The sequence below is a fragment of the Mycobacterium sp. SMC-14 genome, assembly GCF_046250075.1.
Lineage (GTDB): Bacteria > Actinomycetota > Actinomycetes > Mycobacteriales > Mycobacteriaceae > Mycobacterium.
Genome location: NZ_CP176429.1, coordinates 2,760,269 through 2,777,401, shown reverse-complemented (window position 1 = coordinate 2,777,401; position 17,133 = coordinate 2,760,269). Strand labels below are relative to the sequence as shown.

Sequence of the window (17,133 nt, the reverse complement as noted above, 5' to 3'; positions counted from 1 at the left end):
GATCGGCGGCCCGCCGGAGCGGGGGACAGGCGGCCCGAAGCCGGCGTCAGCTGGCGTACGAGCGCAGCCGGTCGGCGCGCTCGCCATGGCGCAGTTTGGCCATCACCTCGCGCTCGATCTGGCGGACCCGCTCGCGAGACAGGCCGAACAACTTGCCGATCTGGTCCAACGTGCGGGGCTGGCCGTCGTCGAGGCCGAACCGCAGTCGGATTACCTGGTGCTCGCGCTCGTCGAGGGTGGCCAGCACGCTGCGGATGTCGGTGTGCAGCAGCTCCGAGATCACCGCGTTCTCTGCCGACATCGCCTCGGAGTCCTCGATGAAGTCGCCCAGCGGGGCCTCCTCGTCGGAGCCGACGGGCATGTCCAGGCTGACCGGGTCGCGGCTGTGCTCGAGCAGGTCGTTGATCTTCTCGGCCGGGATGCCGGATTCGGCGGCGAGTTCCTCGTCGGTGGCCTCGCGGCCCAGCTGCTGGTGCATCTCACGCTTGATCCGGGCCAGCTTGTTCACCTGTTCCACCAGGTGGACCGGCAGCCGGATGGTACGGCTCTGATCTGCCATCCCTCGGGTGATGGCCTGGCGGATCCACCAGGTCGCATAGGTGGAGAACTTGAAACCCTTTGCGTAGTCGAATTTCTCCATCGCGCGGATCAACCCCAGGTTGCCTTCCTGGATCAGGTCCAGAAGTGGCATGCCCCGCCCGGTGTAGCGCTTGGCCAGTGAGACCACCAGACGCAGGTTGGCTTCGAGCAGGTGCCGACGGGCGGCCTCGCCGTCTCGTACCACCGTCGCCAGTTCGCGCTTGCGCTTCTCGCCGAAGCGCTTGCGGGTGTCGAGCAGATGCTGGGCGTACAACCCTGCCTCGATCCGTTTGGCGAGCTCTACCTCGTCGGCGGCATTGAGCAATGCTGTCTTGCCGATTCCGTTGAGGTACACGCGCACCAGATCTGCGGCTGGGCTCTGCGCGTCCAGATCGCCGTCGATCCGACTGGTGGTGGCATCTGCCTTTGCCATTGCGGCCTCCCGTTGATCGGCTTCAGCTGTCACACGTGTCAACGCCCGACACGCGTGCAGAGTTCCCGGCCGATCGCGTTTCCACACCACCTGACGTGCGGAAATACGGCAATGACTTTGAGAATGTGCTAAGAACCGGTACCGTACGGCGCTTCGCCGGTGGTGTTGCCGCCCGAATCCGGGGGCATGCGCCGCTCCAGGGCGGGGCGGGTGCCGGTGGGGAACAGTGGCGTACGAGTGGGTGCCGCTTCATATCGGCGGGGTTCCTCGGCGCTGCGGGGAGGCCGGTCGTTGGCGATCAGCACCGCGATCCACGGCAGCGGTATCGACGCCACCAGGATCAGCAACGAAATCAGCCCGTTGTGCCATTGTCCATACGCGAGCGCAGCCAGGATCAGTGCAGGCACCCGGAACGCCATCAGGGTCAGGTACTTGCGTACCCGTTCGCGGTGCTGCTGCTCGAAGGACGGGGCGGCCGCAGTGATCAGGACCGGTCGGCCGTCGTCGTCGAAACCCAGCTCGGGGCCGTGCTTCATTACTCCACTGTCCCACACGAACGATTCGGTGGCACGAGGGGTTTTGGATCATCCCGGGTTCTGGGCACAATGGGGAGATGGGCATACAGACCGACACCCTCGAGCGCACCGATTCCGAGGAACGCGTCGATGACGGGACCGACGGCGATACCCCGAAGTATTTCCACTACGTCAAGAAGGACAAGATCGCCGAGAGCGCGGTCATGGGCACCCACGTGGTGGCGCTGTGCGGTGAGGTCTTCCCGGTGACCAAGTCGGCCAAGCCGGGCTCGCCGGTCTGCCCGGACTGCAAGAAGATCTACGCGACCCTCAAGCAGGCCTGACCGGATCGGTGGCGCCATCGTCGGGGTCGGTTCGGCCCCGCCCCGACACCACCCAGGTACGCAGCTGGTGCAGATGGGTAGCCTGCGCGGGCCACTCCTCTTGAACGGCCGCGTTCAGTTCGGCGCCCAGCATGATGGCGAAGCCGAGCAGGAACGCGAACAACAGGAACGCGATCGGCGTCGCCAGTGCCCCATAGGTGTAGCCGGTGCTGGTGATGTAGCGCAGGTAGATCCGCAGCCCCATCGTCGCCACCACGAACACCGTGGTGGCCAGCAGCGCGCCGAACACCAGCCGATGTGAGGGCAGCGGCTTGGGCAGCGACACCCGATAGAGCACGGTCACCGCCAGTAGCAGGCCCAACACCAGCGCCGGGTAGTAGCCGAACCGCAATACGTCGGTCCACTGCGCCGGCAGGTGCTCGGCGACCGCATGCGGACCCAGCGCGGCCAACGGTGCCGTGGCCACGGCGATCACCAGCATCGCGACATAGAGGCCCAGAGCAAAGAAGCGTTGGCGCACCGGATGCCGCAACGGAGTTTGATCGTGCGCTTCGACCACCGAGTCGACGAACGCCGAGATCGCCGAGGATCCGGCCCACAGCGAGATCACGAATCCCAGCGAGACCACTTCGCCGCGAGCATTGGCCACGATGTCCCGCACGGTCGGCTCGATGATCTCCACCACGACGTTCTTGGAGAAGAAACTGCTGGCCATGCCGATCAGCCGGTCCTGGATGGTGGCCAACGTGTCCGGCCCGAACAGCGGGGCTACGTAGGACAGGCTGCCCAGCATCCCCAGCAGCAGGGGTGGCAGCGACAACACCGACCAGAACCCCGCCTGCGCCGATTCGGCGAAGATCGAATCGTCCCAGCTCTTGACCAGGGTGCGACGTGCAATGCGGAGCAGGTGGTGACGGGAAGGTTTGGGGATCTGGTCATTCATGACCAGCCCAGCATTCCTGACGCGTGCTGCTATTGCACAATCGGCGCAGACGGGCGTGTTGCGTGCCGGCTCTGGTTACGCCTCAGTCGCTGCGCTGACCTGAATCACGGCCGCCAACTCGATCAGCTTGGCCTCGTGCTCGTTGGCGTGATGCTGGCAAAACAGAAGTTCGGCACCGGAGGGCAGCGTGGCTCGTACCCGTGCGGCAGCACCGCACCGGTCGCATCGATCAGCCCGAGTGAGTTCGGGACTGGTCAGAGTCGCGTTCATGGGCTCCTCCGTTCTCGCGGTTGTTCTCAAGTGTGTCAGACGCTTGCGCGTTCGGCGTTGTTCCCCGGTTCGGCTGTGTCGTGTCTCACCCCTGCGGTCGGTGCGGCAGGATCGGTGACATGACGCAGTTCGGTAACCCGTCCGATGCCCTGGTGCACCTGTGCAGCGCCGGCGACTGGGAGCAGGCGCAGGACTCCGGGGCGCTGCGTCCAGAGTCGTTGGACAGCGTGGGATTCGTGCACATGTCGACACCGCAACAGGTGCACCTGCCCGCGAATCGGCTGTACCGAGGCTGCACGGATCTGGTGTTGCTGCAGGTGGATCCGGCCAAAGTCGGTGCCCCGGTGCGCTGGGAGCCGGGCGTCCCGAGCGACCCGGAGGCGATGTTGTTCCCGCATCTGTACGGGCCGTTGCCCACCTCGGCGGTGACCGGTGTCAGTGATTATCGGCCCGGCCCGGACGGTGTGTTCGGCCCGGCCGGCTGAGGTTGATCGGGGTTGTCGGCTTGGCTGCGGACGCCCGGGTGAGTTCGCTACGGGCGAACGTGGTTTGCGCCTTGTTGATCAAAACAGCGGGCACTCGCGGCCATGCGGCGGCGACCGCGTTGATCGCCTCGAGCACAGCGGGATTCAGATCGGCCTCGGGCGGCACCCGGTGGCCGTGGGTGGCCGCGCGCTTCAACAACGCAGCGAAGGTCGCCGGTGACGCGTCATCCGTCGGCATGCTGGGCGATCCTACGCCGTAGCGCCGGGCACGGGTCCTAGACGGCCCGTGCCTCGACGATCGCCAGGGGGCTGGTGGTGGGCACCACCCGCTGCAGCTTGAATCCCGCCTGGGACAGCAGTTCGGCGTACTCCTGGCGGGTACGTTCCTGTCCACCGGCGGCAACCAGCATCTCCAGATCGAGCAACAGACCCAGGTGGGCGGGAGCGCCTTCGGGCAGCACCATCTCGAACAGCAGCACCTTGCCGCCGGGGGCGATGGCGGCCCGGACGTTGCGCAGAATCGCCAACGACTGCTCGTCGTCCCAGTCGTGGATGACGGTCTTGAGCAGATAGGTGTCGCCGCCGGCGGGGACCGAAGAGAAGAACGACCCGCCCTGGATGTCGCAGCGTGACGCCACATCCGCCACCGTCGCGTCGGCGCCGGCCACCACCTGCGGCAGGTCGAACAGCACGCCGCGGGCGTCGGGCGCCTGACGCAACACGGCAGCCAGCAGCGAGCCGTGACCGCCACCCACATCCACGATCAGCTTGCTTTTGCTGAAATCGTATGCAGGAACCGCGCTTTCGATAGCGACGGACGATGCTCCGGTCATGGCTTCGTTGAAGACCTGCGCCAGCTCGGGGTTGGTGTCGGTGTACTCAAAGAACGACATTCCGCGAACCTTGCTGACAGCGGTCTCACCCGTCCGTACCGAGTGCTCGAGGTTCGACCAGTGTTCGCGGTGCGCCGGGTGGCCGATGAACGTGACCATGGGGGCCACACTGTTCGGGTTGTCGGAGACCAGTGCTCGTCCGGTGCGGGTCAGCGCGAACCGGCCGTCGCGGCGCAGCTTGAGCACGGAGTTGCTGGCCAGTGCGCGCATCAGCCGGTAGGTGGCACCGGGGTTGGTGCCTACTCGCTGGGCGACCTCGTCGGCGGTCAGCGGACCGTTGGAGAGCACGTCGGCAATGCCCAGTCGCACCGCGGCGCTGAGCGCCTGGGTGAGCCATCCGCCGAACCCGAGCTCCATGATGGCTACGGGTGCCGGGACGGTGGCCTGGCGCAGCCGCTGCAGGCCACCACGAAACGCGTTGACGGCACTCAGTACTGCCGACGGAGGTGTCTTGGCCATGTCGGCGCGCTAGTCGAGGTAGTCGCGCAGGACCTGGGACCGGCTGGGGTGCCGGAGTTTCGACATCGTCTTCGACTCGATCTGACGGATGCGCTCCCGGGTGACGCCGTAAACCTGGCCGATCTCATCGAGCGTGCGCGGCTGGCCGTCGGTGAGGCCGAACCGCAGCCGCACCACGCCGGCTTCGCGCTCGGAGAGCGTCTCGAGGACCGACTGCAGCTGGTCCTGGAGCAGGGTGAACGAGACCGCGTCGACGGCGACCACGGCTTCACTGTCTTCGATGAAGTCGCCGAGCTGCGAGTCGCCCTCGTCGCCAATGGTCTGGTCCAGCGAGATGGGCTCCCGGGCGTACTGCTGGATCTCCAGCACCTTCTCCGGGGTGATGTCCATCTCCCGGGCGAGCTCCTCGGGGGTGGGTTCGCGGCCCAGGTCCTGCAGCAGCTCGCGCTGGATGCGGCCGAGCTTGTTGATCACCTCGACCATGTGCACCGGAATACGGATGGTGCGCGCCTGGTCGGCCATGGCGCGGGTGATGGCCTGGCGGATCCACCAGGTGGCGTAGGTGGAGAACTTGTAGCCCTTGGTGTAGTCGAACTTCTCCACCGCGCGGATCAGACCGAGGTTGCCCTCCTGGATCAGGTCCAGGAACGCCATTCCGCGGCCGGTGTAACGCTTGGCCAGCGACACCACCAGCCGCAGGTTGGCCTCGAGCAGATGGTTCTTGGCGCGGTCGCCGTCGCGGCAGATCCACGCCATGTCACGCCGGTAGGCAACCGCCAGCTTCTCGCCCTTTTCGGTGTGCTCGGCCATCTTCTGGGTGGCGAACAGGCCGGCCTCGATGCGCTTGGCCAGCTCGACTTCCTCTTCGGCGTTGAGCAGCGCCACCTTGCCGATCTGCTTGAGGTAGGCGCGCACCGAGTCGGCCGACGCGGTGAGCTCGGCGTCCTTGCGGGCCTGCCGCAGCGCTTCGGACTCCTCTTCGTCCCAGACGAAGTCGCCTGAGGCTTTGTCCTTCTCGCTGGGTTCGGCGATCTCGTCTTCTTCTTCGTCGGCCGCCCCGCCGGCCGCGACGGCTGCCGGGCCCGGCGCGGCGTCGTCGGAGTCGTCATCTTCCATGTCGTCGATGGCCAGGTCGGTGTCCTCGATGTCGCCCTCACCGGGCTCACCGTCCAGCTCGGTATCGGTGTCGAGATCCTCGGGCGCCAAGTCACCGTCGGCGTTCTTCGCGCCGGCCTTGGTGGCCTTGGCGGCCTTCTTCGCCGGGCCCCGGGTCGCGGGCTTGGCGGCGCCGTCAGCGGCAGTGCGGGCCGTCGACTTGGTGGCCTTCTTGGCGGGCGCTGCTGCCTTGGTGGCCTTGGCCGCGGTCCGCTTGGCGGGCGCTGCCCCGGCAGACTTTGCGGGAGCCTTGGCAGGCGACTTCACGGCGGCTTTGGCGGGCGCCTTGGTGGCGCTGCCCTTCTTGGGCTCCTCAGTCGCCGGTTGTGCCTTGCTCGCTGCCACGTCCACCCCTTCGGTCGGACTGACTTTCGGGTTGCAGCGTCGTGCGCAACCGAAAGTGTCGGGTATGTCGAATGTCGGCTCTATTTCAGTTGGTGATCAACTGGGATAGTCGCCGCTATCGGTTAGGCGGCCGCCGTCGACCATTGTAACGACAGGGCGGGGCAGTAATCGCCGAGCGGGCGTTATTCAGCGGGTCACGTCGGTCGACGACGCCATCGCGGCCCCGACAATCCCCGCGGTGTTCTGCAGTGTCGCGGCGACCACCGGAGTCCGGTTGCCCAGCAGCGGCACCCACCGATCGGCTTTGCGGCTGATGCCGCCGCCGACGATGATCAGGTCCGGGCAGAGCGCGTCCTCGACCGCCATCAGCACCATGGTCACCTGCTTGGCCCACTTCTCCATGGACCAGTTCCTGCGCTCCTTGACCGAGGCGGCGGCCCGGTGCTCGGCCTCTTTGCCACCCACCTCGATATGCCCGAGTTCGGTGTTGGGCAGCAGCTTTCCGTTGTGAATCACCGCCGAGCCGATTCCGGTACCGAAGGTGAGTAACACGACCACGCCGCTGTTGTTCTTGCCTGCCCCGAAGCGCTCCTCGGCGAGTCCGGCGGCGTCGGCGTCGTTGAGGATGACGACCCGCTGGCCATCGAGTTCGGCGGCGATCGCCTGCTGCGCGTTCATCCCGATCCAGGACTTGTCGACGTTGGCGGCGGTCTGCACCACGCCGTCGACCACCACGCCCGGATAGGTGACACCCAGCGGGCCGGTCCAGCCGAAGTCCCGGACCACCGCGGCGACGGTCTGGGCGACCAAGACCGGTGTGGCGGGGCTGGGTGTGGGCAGCTTGAACCGTTCACCGATCAGTGCGCCGGTGTCCAGATCGACGACGCCGCCCTTGATGCCACTGCCGCCGACGTCGACACCGAAGCCGCGTCGCTGCCGCCGTGCGCCGGCGATCGGACGGTCCTCGATCGGGGAAGGGGCGGGTTCGGTGCCGGTCATCGGATCTCCTCTTCGGCGATTCGGTCGTCAGCAGGTGCCGGAATGAATCTTGGTCAGCAGCGCAGGGTCGGGCAATCCGGTGGCGTCCGGACGCAGGCCGGCCAGCGCCGCCTCGATGTCGTCGCTGTGGGACAGGCTGACGAAGTCGCTGCCGACCGCCAGATCCACCGAATCGTCGGCACGGTCGTCGCGGAACAGTTCCGTGCACGGCGCCACCAGCCAGAGTGCCGCAGCGGCGGCTTGGCCCGCGGGGCCGAACCGGATCTGGCCCTGGCAGTCCAGCCGGTCCTCGGCGTAGACGGGGTCGTTGGCGGCGGTCGGCTGGGCGAAGCCGTCGTCGCGCAGCGCATCGGCGACGTCGGCGGCCTGCCCGGCACGGCCGCTGGCATTGAGGACCCGAGCTTTGATGTCGGCCAGCTTGGCCGGGGTGGTGCTGATCATCGCGGCGCGCGGCACCTGAGTGCCCAGCTTCGGCTGGTCCGGCTCGGACGGCGGTGGCGGGGCATTGCACACCGCGACTTCATGGACGTCGGCCGGGCGGGTGAGCGCCACCGTCCATGCCACGGCGGTCAACAGCGCCAGCGCGGCCAAGGCGTAAGCGGCCGGTCGGTTGTTGCGTCGCCGGAACGGCCGACCGTGTTTGTCGAACTCGGAACCGGTAGTGATTTGCGCGACCACGTACGCACTCTAGAGGGCGCCCGCGGGGGCGATGACCGTGGTCAGCAACCTAATGTGACGCAAATCACACTTGATCTGACGGCGATCCGGGCACGAATCATTTGGTGGATGCGTTCGACGCTGGTACAAAGCTCGCGCAGGGTTTCGAGGGGACTTGAGGGGAGAAGACCATGGCTACCGATTACGACGCCCCACGGCGCACCGAGACCGACGACGTTTCCGAGGATTCGTTGGAGGAACTCAAGGCGCGACGTAACGAGGCGCAGTCCGCTGTGGTCGACGTCGACGAGTCCGAATCGGCCGAGTCGTTCGAGCTGCCCGGCGCCGACCTGTCCGGCGAAGAGCTGTCGGTGCGTGTCGTTCCGAAGCAGGCCGACGAGTTCACCTGCTCGAGCTGTTTCCTGGTGCAGCACCGCAGCCGTCTGGCCAGTGAGAAGAACGGTGTGATGATCTGCACCGACTGCGCGGCCTGACCGGGCCCGTCCCGCTCGATCCTGCTTAGCTCGATGGCGACGACCCGCTAGCGATCATCGCTAGTTCTGCAATGCCGCCAGCATCCGCTGCGGATTGCGGCAGCTGACCAGCCAGTACGGCGTCGGGTCGTCGGGATCGTCGACGACGGCCAAGATCATCGGCCCCACCCACCCGCGATGGACGACGTATGCCGCCGGGTCGAGCTGGCGGCCCAATGCCGCGGATTTGGCTGACCGCGGGACCTCGGCGCAGCGTGCGATCGCGGTGGTGGGCAGGTGCGCGTCGCCGGCCCACAGCTGCGTTTCGCCGCCACTTTCGATAACGCGCACCTTGATGCGTCCCAGCCACAGCAGAGCGCCGACGGTGATCGCGAAGAACACCGCGAACGGCAGCCAGCCGGGCAGCGTGCGCAGGCCCAAGCGGACTTCGTAAGCCATCAGCCCGTTGCCCAAGAACCCCAGTGGCCACCACCACCACGGCACCCACAGCTGTTCGCTGTAGCGCACTGTTTGCGATGCCCGATGGTTCAGGCGCGATCCCGACATCCGGCTAAGAGTAGTCTTGCGCCTCGTGTCGCCCAGTCTTGCGGTTGTTCGCCTAGATCCGGATCTGCCCCTGCCGAACCGTGCTCACGCCGGTGATGCCGGCGTCGACCTCTGCAGCGCGATCGACGTCGAGCTGGCTCCGGGTCAGCGTGCGCTGGTACCCACCGGGATCGCGGTGGCAATTCCCTTCGGCATGGTCGGCCTTATCCACCCTCGATCGGGTTTGGCTGCGCGGGTGGGTCTTTCGATTGTCAACAGTCCCGGAACCGTCGATGCGGGCTATCGTGGTGAGATAAAGGTCTCGTTGATCAACCTTGACCCGGCGACGCCGATTGAGATCAGCCGCGGCGACCGGATCGCCCAGTTGCTGGTGCAGCGGGTCGAGCTTCCGGAACTGGTCGAGGTGGCCTCGTTCGACGAGGCCGGGCTGGAACCAACGACTCGTGGTTCCGGTGGACACGGGTCCTCGGGTGGGCACGCGAGCTTGTGATGGCTTGTGACGGCAGAGCGATGAAGATGGGCGGCTGTGATGGCATTCGGTAGGGGTAAAGGCAAAGGCGAGGCCGACGAGCCGACGAGCGCCGGGCCGGAAGCCTCCGGAGCAGCGGACGGGTTCGTGTCCGAGTCGGAGGAGCTGGACGGCCCCTTCGACATCGAAGATTTCGACGACCCCGCGGCGGCGGCGACGGCCCGACTCGACCTGGGTTCGGTGCTGGTGCCGATGCCGGCCGGCGCCCAGGTCCAGGTCGAATTGAGCGAGGCGGGAGTCCCTAGCGCGGTGTGGCTGGTGACGCCCAACGGCCGGTTCAACATCGCCGCCTATGCCGCGCCCAAGTCGGCGGGTCTGTGGCGTGAGGTGGCCGGTGAGCTGGCCGACGCGCTGCGCAGGGACAACGCGATGGTCAGCATCGTCGACGGTCCGTGGGGCCGGGAGGTGCTCGGTTCGGCGACCGGCGCGGTCCGGTTCATCGGTGTCGACGGCTACCGCTGGATGGTGCGCTGCGTGATCAACGGTCGGCCCGAGACCATCGACGTGCTCGCCCAGCAGGCGCGCGAGGCGCTGGCGGACACGGTCGTGCGGCGCGGCGACACGCCACTGCCGGTGCGTACCCCCTTGCCGGTGCGGCTGCCCGAGCCGATGGCCGAGCAGTTGCGCGCTGCCGCGGCACAGCAGGCCGCGGCGCAGCAAGCGGCGGCCGAGCAGGCCGCAGCCCAGCAGGCAGCCGCGCTGCAGCAGGCCGCCATGTTCGGCGGAGGCGGCGACGTACCGCCGGCGCCGGCCGCCCGCCGCAGCGTGGAGGGATCCGCGATGCAGCAGTTGCGCACTATCACCGGCGGTTAGCGAGGCTCGAATCGACCCCGGCAGCTAGCGAGGCCGCTCAGCCGGCGGCGATCGTCAGCGCGTTCACGCAGGCGGTGCCCAAGGCGGTCGGGTCGGCGCCGATCTGGTCCAGGGTGACGGTGCACAGCGCCGCGCGCGGGGCCGCGGCGGCCCATTCAGAGGCCGTCTGCAACGGATGAACTGCGTCGTCGACCGCCGCGGTCACGCCCATCGGCACTGCCAGGTTCGCCAGCTCGGCGTGCGTTGGTGCGAGGTAGGCCGCAGCCTCCTCGAGTGCGTCGGGAAGTTGCGGCCACTGCGCGGTCCACGATCGGGTCAACTCGTCACCCAGCCACGGCGGGCTCGATGCCCGCATCTGGGCCACCACCGCCGCCAGACCCTCGTTGCGCAACTGCTCGGCGCTGTAGCGTGCGGCATGGGCCGCCGGTGCGTCATCGGGGGCGCCGGTCCAGGCGGGCAGCGCGGCCAACACCCCGAGCACTCGCTCGGGATGGCGCAGGGCCCACGCGGCGGCTACCGCCGCACCGATCGACACCCCGCCAACGACGATCGGGCCGGACCGGGTGGCCGCTGCGTCCAGCGCCTCCAGATAGCCCTCAATGAGTCGGCCGGGCTCCGGGCGATGCGTGACCAATTCGGCACCCACCTGCTGCAACGGGCGGGAGAACGCTCGGCGGATGTAGTCGTCGTCGGAGCCGGTCCCCGGCAGCAGGACGGCCGTCGCGCCGCGCAGAACCATGCCACCTCTTGATCGTGTCGGGTGTTGTCAGCCACCCCGTAGGCAGGTCGTGTGGCATTAGGTATTCAACAGGTCTACCGTAGCGTGCGCATACGAGTAAGGGAGAGGGCAATGGCTGCTCCGAAAGGGTACCTGCGCCGGCTGACTCGGCGATTGACGGAAGACCCCGAGCTGCGTGACGTCGAAGAGTTGTCCGATGAGGCGCTCAACACCGGCGCGCAGCGGGCGATCGACTGCCAACGCGGCCAAGAGGTCACCATGGTCGGGGTACTGCGCAGCGTCGAAGCCAACGCCAAGGGCTGCGTGGGCGGCGTCCGCGCCGAGCTGTTCGACGGCACCGACACGGTCACGCTGGTGTGGCTGGGGCAGCGACGCATTCCCGGAATCGACTCCGGCCGCACCCTGCGGGTGCACGGCCGGCTGGGCAAACTCGAAAGCGGCTGCAAGGCCATCTACAACCCGCACTACGAAATCCAGCAGTGATCGCGCCTCCCATCGGGTCGGCGCAGCGATGAGCGAGGTCTACAGCGCCGAGGGCGCACAGGGGCCGCAGCGACTCCTGGAGCAGATCGGCGGGGTGGCCGGGGTGATCTACTCCTCGCTGCCGATCGTGGTGTTCGTGCCGGCCTCCAATCTCTTCGGACTGCGGGTCGCGGTGCTGGCGGCGCTGGGAGTGGCCGCGGCGGTGCTGGTGTGGCGCCTGATTCGCCGGCAATCCAGCCAGCCCGCCATATCCGGCTTCATCGGGGTGGCCGTCTGCGCCCTGATCGCGTATCGGACGGGCGACTCCAAGGCGTATTTCCTGCTCGGAATCTGGACGTCGCTGGTGTGGGCGGTGGTGTTCGCCGCCTCGATGGTGATCCGCCGGCCGGTGGTCGGCTACATCTGGTCGTGGGCCAGCGGCCAGCCCCAGGCCTGGCGTGAGCTGCGGTCGGCGATCTACGCCTACGATCTGGCGACACTGACCTGGGTGCTGGTCTTCGGCTCGCGTTTCGTGGTCCAGCGACTGCTTTACGACGCCGATCAGACCGGCTGGCTGGGAGTGACCCGCATCGCCATGGGCTGGCCGCTGACGGCGGTCGCGGCGGTGGTCACCTATCTGGCGGTCAAGTACGTGCAGCGTGCGCTGGATGAGCGGCCTGCCGAGGGCGAGGCCGAGCGCGAACCCCGGTCAGTGAGCCGGTAGCAGCAGCGCGCGCAGTTCGGTCTCGACGCCGTTGGACGCGACGAACAGCAGCTCGTCCCCGCCTTCCAGGGGTTCGTCGTCCTGGGGGACGATCACCCGTGTCCCGCGCAGGATCGTTACCAGCGCGGCGTCGCGGGGCAGGGTGAGCTTGCGTACCGGTTTGCCGCCCCACGGGGTGTCGTCGGGCAGGGTGATCTCCAGCAGATTGGCCTGGCCCTTGCGGAATTCCATCAACCGCACCAGGTCGCCGACTGCGACAGCCTCCTCAACCAGCGAGGCCAGCATGCGTGGCGTGGACACCGCGACGTCCACCCCCCAGGCATCGGTGAACAGCCACTCGTTGCGGGGATCATTGACCCGGGCCACCACCCGGGGCACCGCGAATTCGGTCTTGGCCAACAAGGACAGCACCACATTGGCCTTGTCATCGCCGGTCGCAGCGATCACCACATCGAAGGACTCCAGGTGCACCGACTCCAACAGGCTCAGCTCACAGGCGTCACCGAGATGCCACTGCGCATCGGCGATGTCCTCGGTGTCGACGTGCTCCGGGTTGCGCTCGATCAACGTCACCTGGTGATCGCTGTCGAGCAGCTCGCGTGCAATCGACCGTCCGACCGCGCCCGCGCCCGCCACCGCTACTTTCATTTGTCCAGATCCTCGCTGGGCGGCAGGGCGGCGATCGCGATCGCTTCGGCGACCCGGCCCGACACCGCGACGATGTACACCTGATCGCTGGCCTGGATCACCGTCTTGGGCTCGGGCAGGATGCCGGTGCCGAAGCGGATCAAGAACGCCACTCGGGCATTGGTGGCCGCCTCCAGATCGGTGACGGGGCGGCCGATCCAGTCCTCGTGCAGGACGACCTCGGCGACAGCGACCGTGCCGGTGGGGTCCCGCCACTTGGTGGTCTCGCTTTCCCGGGTCAGGGCGTCGAGCAGCCGGTCGGTGGTCCACGGCACGGTGGCGATGGTCGGGATGCCCAGACGTTCGTAGACCGCGGCCCGCTTGGCGTCGTAGATACGGGCGACCACCCGCGAAACGCCGAACGTCTCCCGGGCCAGCCGCGCCGCGATGATGTTGGAGTTGTCGCCCGAGGACACCGCGGCGAACGCAGCGGCCTCCTCGATGCCCGCTCGCAGCAGCACATCGCGATCAAAGCCCATACCGAGCACTCGCTCACCGTTGAACTCCGGGCTCAGGCGGTTGAACGCGGTGCTGTCGCGGTCGATGATGGCAACCTCGTGGCCGATCCGGGACAGCCCGTCGGCGAGTGAGGCACCCACCCGGCCGCAACCCATGACAACTACCCGCACGTGCTGTGTCCTTTCAGGCCCTCTGGGCCGACTTTCGGCTGGTTATCGACTGCGATAGTGCCCGTATTCGGTGAACGCTACCGCCAATGCCCGCCTGGCTTACCCTTGGCTCTCGTGTCGAAGATTTCCACCGCTGCGCGGCGCCTGGTTCTGGGCCGGCCCTTTCGCAGCGATCGGCTCAGCCACACGCTGCTGCCCAAACGCATCGCCCTGCCGGTGTTCGCCTCGGACGCGCTGTCCTCGGTGGCCTACGGACCTGAAGAAGTCTTTCTGGTGCTGTCGGTGGCGGGCCTCGCGGCCTATCGGATGACCCTGTGGGTCGGCCTGGCCGTCGCCTTCGTGTTCATCACCGTGGTGGCCTCCTACCGCCAGAATGTGCACGCCTACCCCTCCGGTGGTGGCGACTACGAGGTGGTCACCACCAACCTGGGCGCTACCGCAGGCCTGACTGTGGCCAGCGCGTTGATGGTGGATTACGTTCTGACGGTTGCGGTCTCGATCTCGGCGGGGATCGCCAACATCGGCTCGGCGATACCTTTCATCGCCGACCACAAGGTCGTGTTCGCGGTGGGCACCGTTGTCGTGGTGGCGGCAATCAATCTGCGAGGCATCCGCGAATCCGGTACCGCGTTCGCCTTCCCGACGTATGCGTTCATGATCGGCGTCTTCGCCATGCTGGGCTGGGGGCTCTTCCAGATCTTCGTGCTGGGCCACCCACTGCAGGCCGAGTCGGCGGCGTTCAAGATCCACTCCACCCAGGGTGAGGTGGTCGGGGTGGCCCTGGTGTTCCTGGTGGCGAAATCGTTCTCGTCGGGATGTGCCGCGCTGACCGGGGTGGAGGCGATCAGCAACGGCGTGCCGGCGTTCCGCAAACCCAAGTCGCGCAACGCGGCCACCACGCTGCTGATGTTGGGTGTGATCGCGGTGACCCTGATGATGGGCATCATCGTGCTGGCCCGCGAGACCGGAGTGAAGATCGCTGCGCGTCCGCACGAACAGCTGATCGGGGCGCCGGCGGACTACGACCAGAAGACCTTGCTGGCCCAGCTGGCCGAGACGGTGTTCCGGGGCTTTCCGCCGGGTCTGTGGATCATCGCCGGGGTGACGGCGCTGATCCTGGCGCTGGCCGCCAACACCGCGTTCAACGGTTTCCCGGTGCTGGGTTCGATCCTGGCGCAGGATCGCTACCTGCCGCGCCAGCTGCACACCCGTGGCGACCGGCTGGCCTTCTCCAACGGCATCGTGTTCCTGGCAGTGGTGGCCATCGCCTTCATCGTGGCGTTCGGGGCGGAGGTGACCGCACTGATCCAGCTCTACATCGTAGGGGTGTTCGTCTCCTTCACACTGAGTCAGATCGGCATGGTGAGGCACTGGAACCGGTTGCTGCGCAACGAAACCGACCTCCAAGCCCGAGTCAAGATGATGCGTTCCCGGGTGGTCAACACCATCGGGTTCGTCGCTACCGGAGCGGTGTTGGTCGTGGTGATCGCCACCAAGTTCGTGGCCGGCGCGTGGATTGCGATCGTCGCGATGTCGGTGCTGTTCGCCGTGATGAAAATGATCCGCCGGCACTACGACACCGTCAGCCAGGAGTTGGCCGAGCAGTCAGCCGCGCTGGACGACCAGGCGGTGCTGCCCAGCCGCAACCACGCCCTGGTCCTGGTGTCCAAGCTGCATCTGCCGACCCGCCGCGCGCTGGCCTACGCGCGGGCCACGCGACCTGACGCCCTGGAGGCGATCACGGTCAACGTCGATGACACCGAAACCCGCGCCCTGGTGCGCGAGTGGGAAGATAGCGAGATCACCGTCCCGCTCAAGGTGATTGCATCGCCGTATCGTGAGGTCACCCGGCCGGTGCTCGACTACGTCAAACGCATCAGCAAGGAGTCGCCGCGCACCGTGGTGACCGTCTACATCCCCGAATACGTGGTGGGCCACTGGTGGGAGCAGTTGCTGCACAACCAGAGTGCGCTGCGGCTCAAGACCCGCCTGTTGTTCATGCCGCAGGTCATGGTCACCTCGGTGCCTTGGCAGCTGGTCTCCTCGGAGCGGCGCAAAGTCATGGAGCCGCACCACGCGCCCGGCGACACCCGGAGAGGTTTTTAGCAGTGATCGATCAAGAGCTGACCCTGGTCACCGGGGCACCGGCGAACGGCGGCAGTTGTGTGGCCCGCCACGACGGCCGGGTCGTCTTCGTGCGGTATGCGCTGCCCGGTGAGCGGGTGCGAGTGCGGATCACCGCCGAGCGGGGCTCGTACTGGCACGGTGAATGTGTCGAGGTCCTCGAACCCGCGGCCGGCCGGATCGAGTCGCTGTGCCCGATCGCCGGGGTGCACGGTGCCGGCTGCTGCGACCTGGCGTTCGCCGACCCGGCCGCGGTACGCGCGATCAAAGGCGAGGTGGTCTCCAACCAGCTGGCCAGGCTCGGCGGCCACGAGTGGCGGGGCGAGGCCGAAGCGCTCGGCGACGACGGCCCGACCGGCTGGCGCAGTCGGGTCCGCCTGGAGGTGGGCGCCGATGGCCAGGCCGGGTTTCACCGCTATCACAGCGATGAACTGGTCACCGACCTGCGCTGCGGTCAGCTGCCGACCGGGATGACCAAAGGCCTGGCCGAACAGAGCTGGCGGCCCGGCGATCACGTGCACGTGGTGGCCGACGACGACGGGGTCCGCCACGTGGTCAGCACCGGACGTGAGCACCGCCCGGAGGTCGTCGAGGGCGACTACCACTCCACCCAGTGGGTGGGCCGGCGCCGCTGGCAGATCCCGGTGACCGCGTTCTGGCAGGCGCACCGCCGCGCGGCCGCGCTCTACAGCGCGCTGATCGCGGAGTGGGCGCAGCCCGACGCCGGAAGCATCGCCTGGGACCTCTACGGCGGGGCGGGGATCTTCGCCGCGGCGCTGGCCGAGCCGGTGGGGGAGTCCGGCCGGGTGATCAGCGTCGACACCTCGCGGGCCGCGACGGGGGCCGCGCGGGCGGCGCTGGCCGACCTGCCGCAGGTCTCGGTGCGCACCGACTCGGTGCGCCGGGTGTTGGGCGCAGAGCGCGCCGCGGCCGGCGTCGCGGTACTGGACCCGCCGCGCGCCGGGGCCGGCCGCGAGGTGATCGACCTGCTGGCCGCCGCGGAAGTGCCGCGGGTGGTGCACATCGGTTGCGAGGCGGCAGCCTTCGCTCGCGACATCGGCCTGTACCGCGGGCACGGGTACACCGTCGAGCAGATCCGGGTGTTCGACGCATTTCCACTGACCCATCACGTGGAGTGCGTGGCGCTGCTAACCCGCTGACTGCTGGCGCCAGCGCTCCAGCAACTCTGGGATCTCGGCAAGTAGGAACGTGTAGAAGTCCCGCATACGGGTGAGCCGATGGTGGGCCGGGTGGTCGTCTGCGGTGGCCCTATCTGCTGGGAGGGGTGATCTACAACCTGGCCATCGCG

Annotated in this window: 22 protein-coding genes; 9 read left to right on the top strand and 13 right to left on the bottom strand. The window is 67.7% G+C overall.

All coding sequences use genetic code 11. The features are described 5' to 3' along the window. Positions 1 to 46 precede the first annotated feature (46 nt). Positions 47 to 1,012 (bottom strand): sigma-70 family RNA polymerase sigma factor, encoded by a 966-nt coding sequence (locus ACKY0W_RS13000; protein ID WP_085263651.1) that lies wholly within the window; start codon positions 1,010 to 1,012, stop codon positions 47 to 49. 128 nt (positions 1,013 to 1,140) lie between these two features. Further along, positions 1,141 to 1,566, bottom strand: coding sequence for a DUF3099 domain-containing protein (locus ACKY0W_RS12995; RefSeq protein ID WP_409434387.1), 426 nt, complete (start codon positions 1,564 to 1,566; stop codon positions 1,141 to 1,143). A 65-nt stretch (positions 1,567 to 1,631) separates the two neighbouring features. Between ACKY0W_RS12995 and ACKY0W_RS12990 the strand changes: the two genes are divergently transcribed. After that, the gene (locus tag ACKY0W_RS12990) at positions 1,632 to 1,871 is read left to right on the top strand and encodes a DUF3039 domain-containing protein (RefSeq protein ID WP_036458716.1); all 240 of its coding nucleotides are present in this window, start codon (positions 1,632 to 1,634) and stop codon (positions 1,869 to 1,871) included. Here ACKY0W_RS12990 and ACKY0W_RS12985 read toward each other — a convergent pair. Both ACKY0W_RS12985 and ACKY0W_RS12980 read right to left on the bottom strand, forming a co-directional pair. Next, a complete protein-coding gene (locus tag ACKY0W_RS12985; RefSeq protein WP_409434386.1) occupies positions 1,858 to 2,814 on the bottom strand; it encodes a YihY/virulence factor BrkB family protein in 957 nt (318 codons plus the stop codon). The genes ACKY0W_RS12990 and ACKY0W_RS12985 overlap by 14 nt on opposite strands. 75 nt (positions 2,815 to 2,889) lie before the next feature. Continuing rightward, the gene (locus ACKY0W_RS12980; protein ID WP_046285837.1) at positions 2,890 to 3,084 is read right to left on the bottom strand and encodes a hypothetical protein; all 195 of its coding nucleotides are present in this window, start codon (positions 3,082 to 3,084) and stop codon (positions 2,890 to 2,892) included. Between the two features lie 119 nt (positions 3,085 to 3,203). On the opposite strand from ACKY0W_RS12980, the gene ACKY0W_RS12975 reads away from it, so the two are divergent. After that, positions 3,204 to 3,569 (top strand): DUF952 domain-containing protein, encoded by a 366-nt coding sequence (locus ACKY0W_RS12975; protein ID WP_409434385.1) that lies wholly within the window; start codon positions 3,204 to 3,206, stop codon positions 3,567 to 3,569. Here the strand turns inward: ACKY0W_RS12975 and ACKY0W_RS12970 are convergent. The 5 genes from ACKY0W_RS12970 to cei all read right to left on the bottom strand — a co-directional run bounded on the left by ACKY0W_RS12970 (position 3,520) and on the right by cei (position 8,098). Then, a complete protein-coding gene (locus ACKY0W_RS12970) occupies positions 3,520 to 3,807 on the bottom strand; it encodes a hypothetical protein (RefSeq protein WP_409434384.1) in 288 nt (95 codons plus the stop codon). The genes ACKY0W_RS12975 and ACKY0W_RS12970 overlap by 50 nt on opposite strands. A 37-nt stretch (positions 3,808 to 3,844) precedes the next feature. After that, the gene (locus ACKY0W_RS12965; RefSeq protein ID WP_409434383.1) at positions 3,845 to 4,921 is read right to left on the bottom strand and encodes a methyltransferase; all 1,077 of its coding nucleotides are present in this window, start codon (positions 4,919 to 4,921) and stop codon (positions 3,845 to 3,847) included. 9 nt (positions 4,922 to 4,930) lie between these two features. Further along, positions 4,931 to 6,421, bottom strand: a complete 1,491-nt coding sequence (locus tag ACKY0W_RS12960) for an RNA polymerase sigma factor (protein WP_409434382.1) — start codon at positions 6,419 to 6,421, stop codon at positions 4,931 to 4,933. Between the two features lie 186 nt (positions 6,422 to 6,607). Beyond that, positions 6,608 to 7,420 (bottom strand): polyphosphate--glucose phosphotransferase, encoded by an 813-nt coding sequence (gene ppgK, locus ACKY0W_RS12955; RefSeq protein ID WP_409434381.1) that lies wholly within the window; start codon positions 7,418 to 7,420, stop codon positions 6,608 to 6,610. Positions 7,421 to 7,447: 27 nt separating this feature from the next. Then, entirely contained in the window at positions 7,448 to 8,098 is a 651-nt protein-coding gene (gene cei / locus ACKY0W_RS12950; protein WP_409434380.1) for an envelope integrity protein Cei, read from the bottom strand. Positions 8,099 to 8,268: 170 nt separating this feature from the next. Between cei and ACKY0W_RS12945 the strand changes: the two genes are divergently transcribed. Beyond that, a complete protein-coding gene (locus ACKY0W_RS12945) occupies positions 8,269 to 8,571 on the top strand; it encodes a DUF4193 domain-containing protein (protein ID WP_013829371.1) in 303 nt (100 codons plus the stop codon). A gap of 60 nt (positions 8,572 to 8,631) precedes the next feature. On the opposite strand, the gene ACKY0W_RS12940 is transcribed toward ACKY0W_RS12945, so the two are convergent. Continuing rightward, positions 8,632 to 9,117, bottom strand: coding sequence for a DUF3093 domain-containing protein (locus tag ACKY0W_RS12940; RefSeq protein WP_409434379.1), 486 nt, complete (start codon positions 9,115 to 9,117; stop codon positions 8,632 to 8,634). Positions 9,118 to 9,142: 25 nt separating this feature from the next. Between ACKY0W_RS12940 and dut the strand changes: the two genes are divergently transcribed. Together dut and ACKY0W_RS12930 are read left to right on the top strand one after the other, a co-directional pair. Continuing rightward, a complete protein-coding gene (gene dut / locus ACKY0W_RS12935) occupies positions 9,143 to 9,607 on the top strand; it encodes a dUTP diphosphatase (RefSeq protein ID WP_409434378.1) in 465 nt (154 codons plus the stop codon). A 39-nt stretch (positions 9,608 to 9,646) separates the two neighbouring features. Then, complete coding sequence (locus ACKY0W_RS12930) at positions 9,647 to 10,459, top strand: DUF3710 domain-containing protein (RefSeq protein ID WP_409434377.1); 813 nt, start codon at positions 9,647 to 9,649, stop codon at positions 10,457 to 10,459. 37 nt (positions 10,460 to 10,496) lie between these two features. Here the strand turns inward: ACKY0W_RS12930 and ACKY0W_RS12925 are convergent, their stop codons facing one another. Beyond that, positions 10,497 to 11,198 (bottom strand): alpha/beta hydrolase, encoded by a 702-nt coding sequence (locus tag ACKY0W_RS12925; RefSeq protein WP_409434376.1) that lies wholly within the window; start codon positions 11,196 to 11,198, stop codon positions 10,497 to 10,499. Between the two features lie 111 nt (positions 11,199 to 11,309). Between ACKY0W_RS12925 and ACKY0W_RS12920 the strand changes: the two genes are divergently transcribed. Continuing rightward, a complete protein-coding gene (locus ACKY0W_RS12920) occupies positions 11,310 to 11,681 on the top strand; it encodes an OB-fold nucleic acid binding domain-containing protein (protein ID WP_024441567.1) in 372 nt (123 codons plus the stop codon). A gap of 28 nt (positions 11,682 to 11,709) precedes the next feature. Further along, positions 11,710 to 12,384, top strand: coding sequence for a DUF3159 domain-containing protein (locus ACKY0W_RS12915; RefSeq protein ID WP_409434375.1), 675 nt, complete (start codon positions 11,710 to 11,712; stop codon positions 12,382 to 12,384). Here the strand turns inward: ACKY0W_RS12915 and ACKY0W_RS12910 are convergent. Then, positions 12,370 to 13,032 carry a potassium channel family protein gene (locus ACKY0W_RS12910; protein WP_409434374.1) on the bottom strand — a complete coding sequence of 221 codons (663 nt, stop codon included), beginning with the start codon at positions 13,030 to 13,032 and terminating at the stop codon, positions 12,370 to 12,372. The genes ACKY0W_RS12915 and ACKY0W_RS12910 overlap by 15 nt on opposite strands. Next, complete coding sequence (locus ACKY0W_RS12905; protein WP_024441570.1) at positions 13,029 to 13,700, bottom strand: potassium channel family protein; 672 nt, start codon at positions 13,698 to 13,700, stop codon at positions 13,029 to 13,031. Before ACKY0W_RS12905 ends, ACKY0W_RS12910 begins: the two co-directional genes overlap by 4 nt. A gap of 114 nt (positions 13,701 to 13,814) precedes the next feature. Between ACKY0W_RS12905 and ACKY0W_RS12900 the strand changes: the two genes are divergently transcribed. Then, on the top strand, positions 13,815 to 15,806 hold the full coding sequence (locus ACKY0W_RS12900; protein ID WP_409434373.1) for an APC family permease: 1,992 nt from the start codon (positions 13,815 to 13,817) through the stop codon (positions 15,804 to 15,806). Positions 15,807 to 15,808: 2 nt separating this feature from the next. Continuing rightward, a complete protein-coding gene (locus ACKY0W_RS12895) occupies positions 15,809 to 16,984 on the top strand; it encodes a class I SAM-dependent RNA methyltransferase (protein ID WP_409434372.1) in 1,176 nt (391 codons plus the stop codon). Positions 16,985 to 17,133 lie beyond the last annotated feature (149 nt).

What these genes read in the sequence shown, in the direction of transcription:
- ACKY0W_RS13000 (WP_085263651.1), bottom strand. Translation starts at nt 1,012, where the DNA reads ATGGCAAAGGCAGATGCCACCACCAGTCGGATCGACGGCGATCTGGAC.
- ACKY0W_RS12985 (WP_409434386.1), bottom strand. Translation starts at nt 2,814, where the DNA reads ATGAATGACCAGATCCCCAAACCTTCCCGTCACCACCTGCTCCGCATT.
- ACKY0W_RS12980 (WP_046285837.1), bottom strand. Translation starts at nt 3,084, where the DNA reads ATGAACGCGACTCTGACCAGTCCCGAACTCACTCGGGCTGATCGATGC.
- ACKY0W_RS12975 (WP_409434385.1), top strand. Translation starts at nt 3,204, where the DNA reads ATGACGCAGTTCGGTAACCCGTCCGATGCCCTGGTGCACCTGTGCAGC.
- ACKY0W_RS12970 (WP_409434384.1), bottom strand. Translation starts at nt 3,807, where the DNA reads ATGCCGACGGATGACGCGTCACCGGCGACCTTCGCTGCGTTGTTGAAG.
- ACKY0W_RS12965 (WP_409434383.1), bottom strand. Translation starts at nt 4,921, where the DNA reads ATGGCCAAGACACCTCCGTCGGCAGTACTGAGTGCCGTCAACGCGTTT.
- ppgK (WP_409434381.1), bottom strand. Translation starts at nt 7,420, where the DNA reads ATGACCGGCACCGAACCCGCCCCTTCCCCGATCGAGGACCGTCCGATC.
- ACKY0W_RS12945 (WP_013829371.1), top strand. Translation starts at nt 8,269, where the DNA reads ATGGCTACCGATTACGACGCCCCACGGCGCACCGAGACCGACGACGTT.
- ACKY0W_RS12940 (WP_409434379.1), bottom strand. Translation starts at nt 9,117, where the DNA reads ATGTCGGGATCGCGCCTGAACCATCGGGCATCGCAAACAGTGCGCTAC.
- ACKY0W_RS12930 (WP_409434377.1), top strand. Translation starts at nt 9,647, where the DNA reads ATGGCATTCGGTAGGGGTAAAGGCAAAGGCGAGGCCGACGAGCCGACG.
- ACKY0W_RS12925 (WP_409434376.1), bottom strand. Translation starts at nt 11,198, where the DNA reads ATGGTTCTGCGCGGCGCGACGGCCGTCCTGCTGCCGGGGACCGGCTCC.
- ACKY0W_RS12920 (WP_024441567.1), top strand. Translation starts at nt 11,310, where the DNA reads ATGGCTGCTCCGAAAGGGTACCTGCGCCGGCTGACTCGGCGATTGACG.
- ACKY0W_RS12915 (WP_409434375.1), top strand. Translation starts at nt 11,710, where the DNA reads ATGAGCGAGGTCTACAGCGCCGAGGGCGCACAGGGGCCGCAGCGACTC.
- ACKY0W_RS12910 (WP_409434374.1), bottom strand. Translation starts at nt 13,032, where the DNA reads ATGAAAGTAGCGGTGGCGGGCGCGGGCGCGGTCGGACGGTCGATTGCA.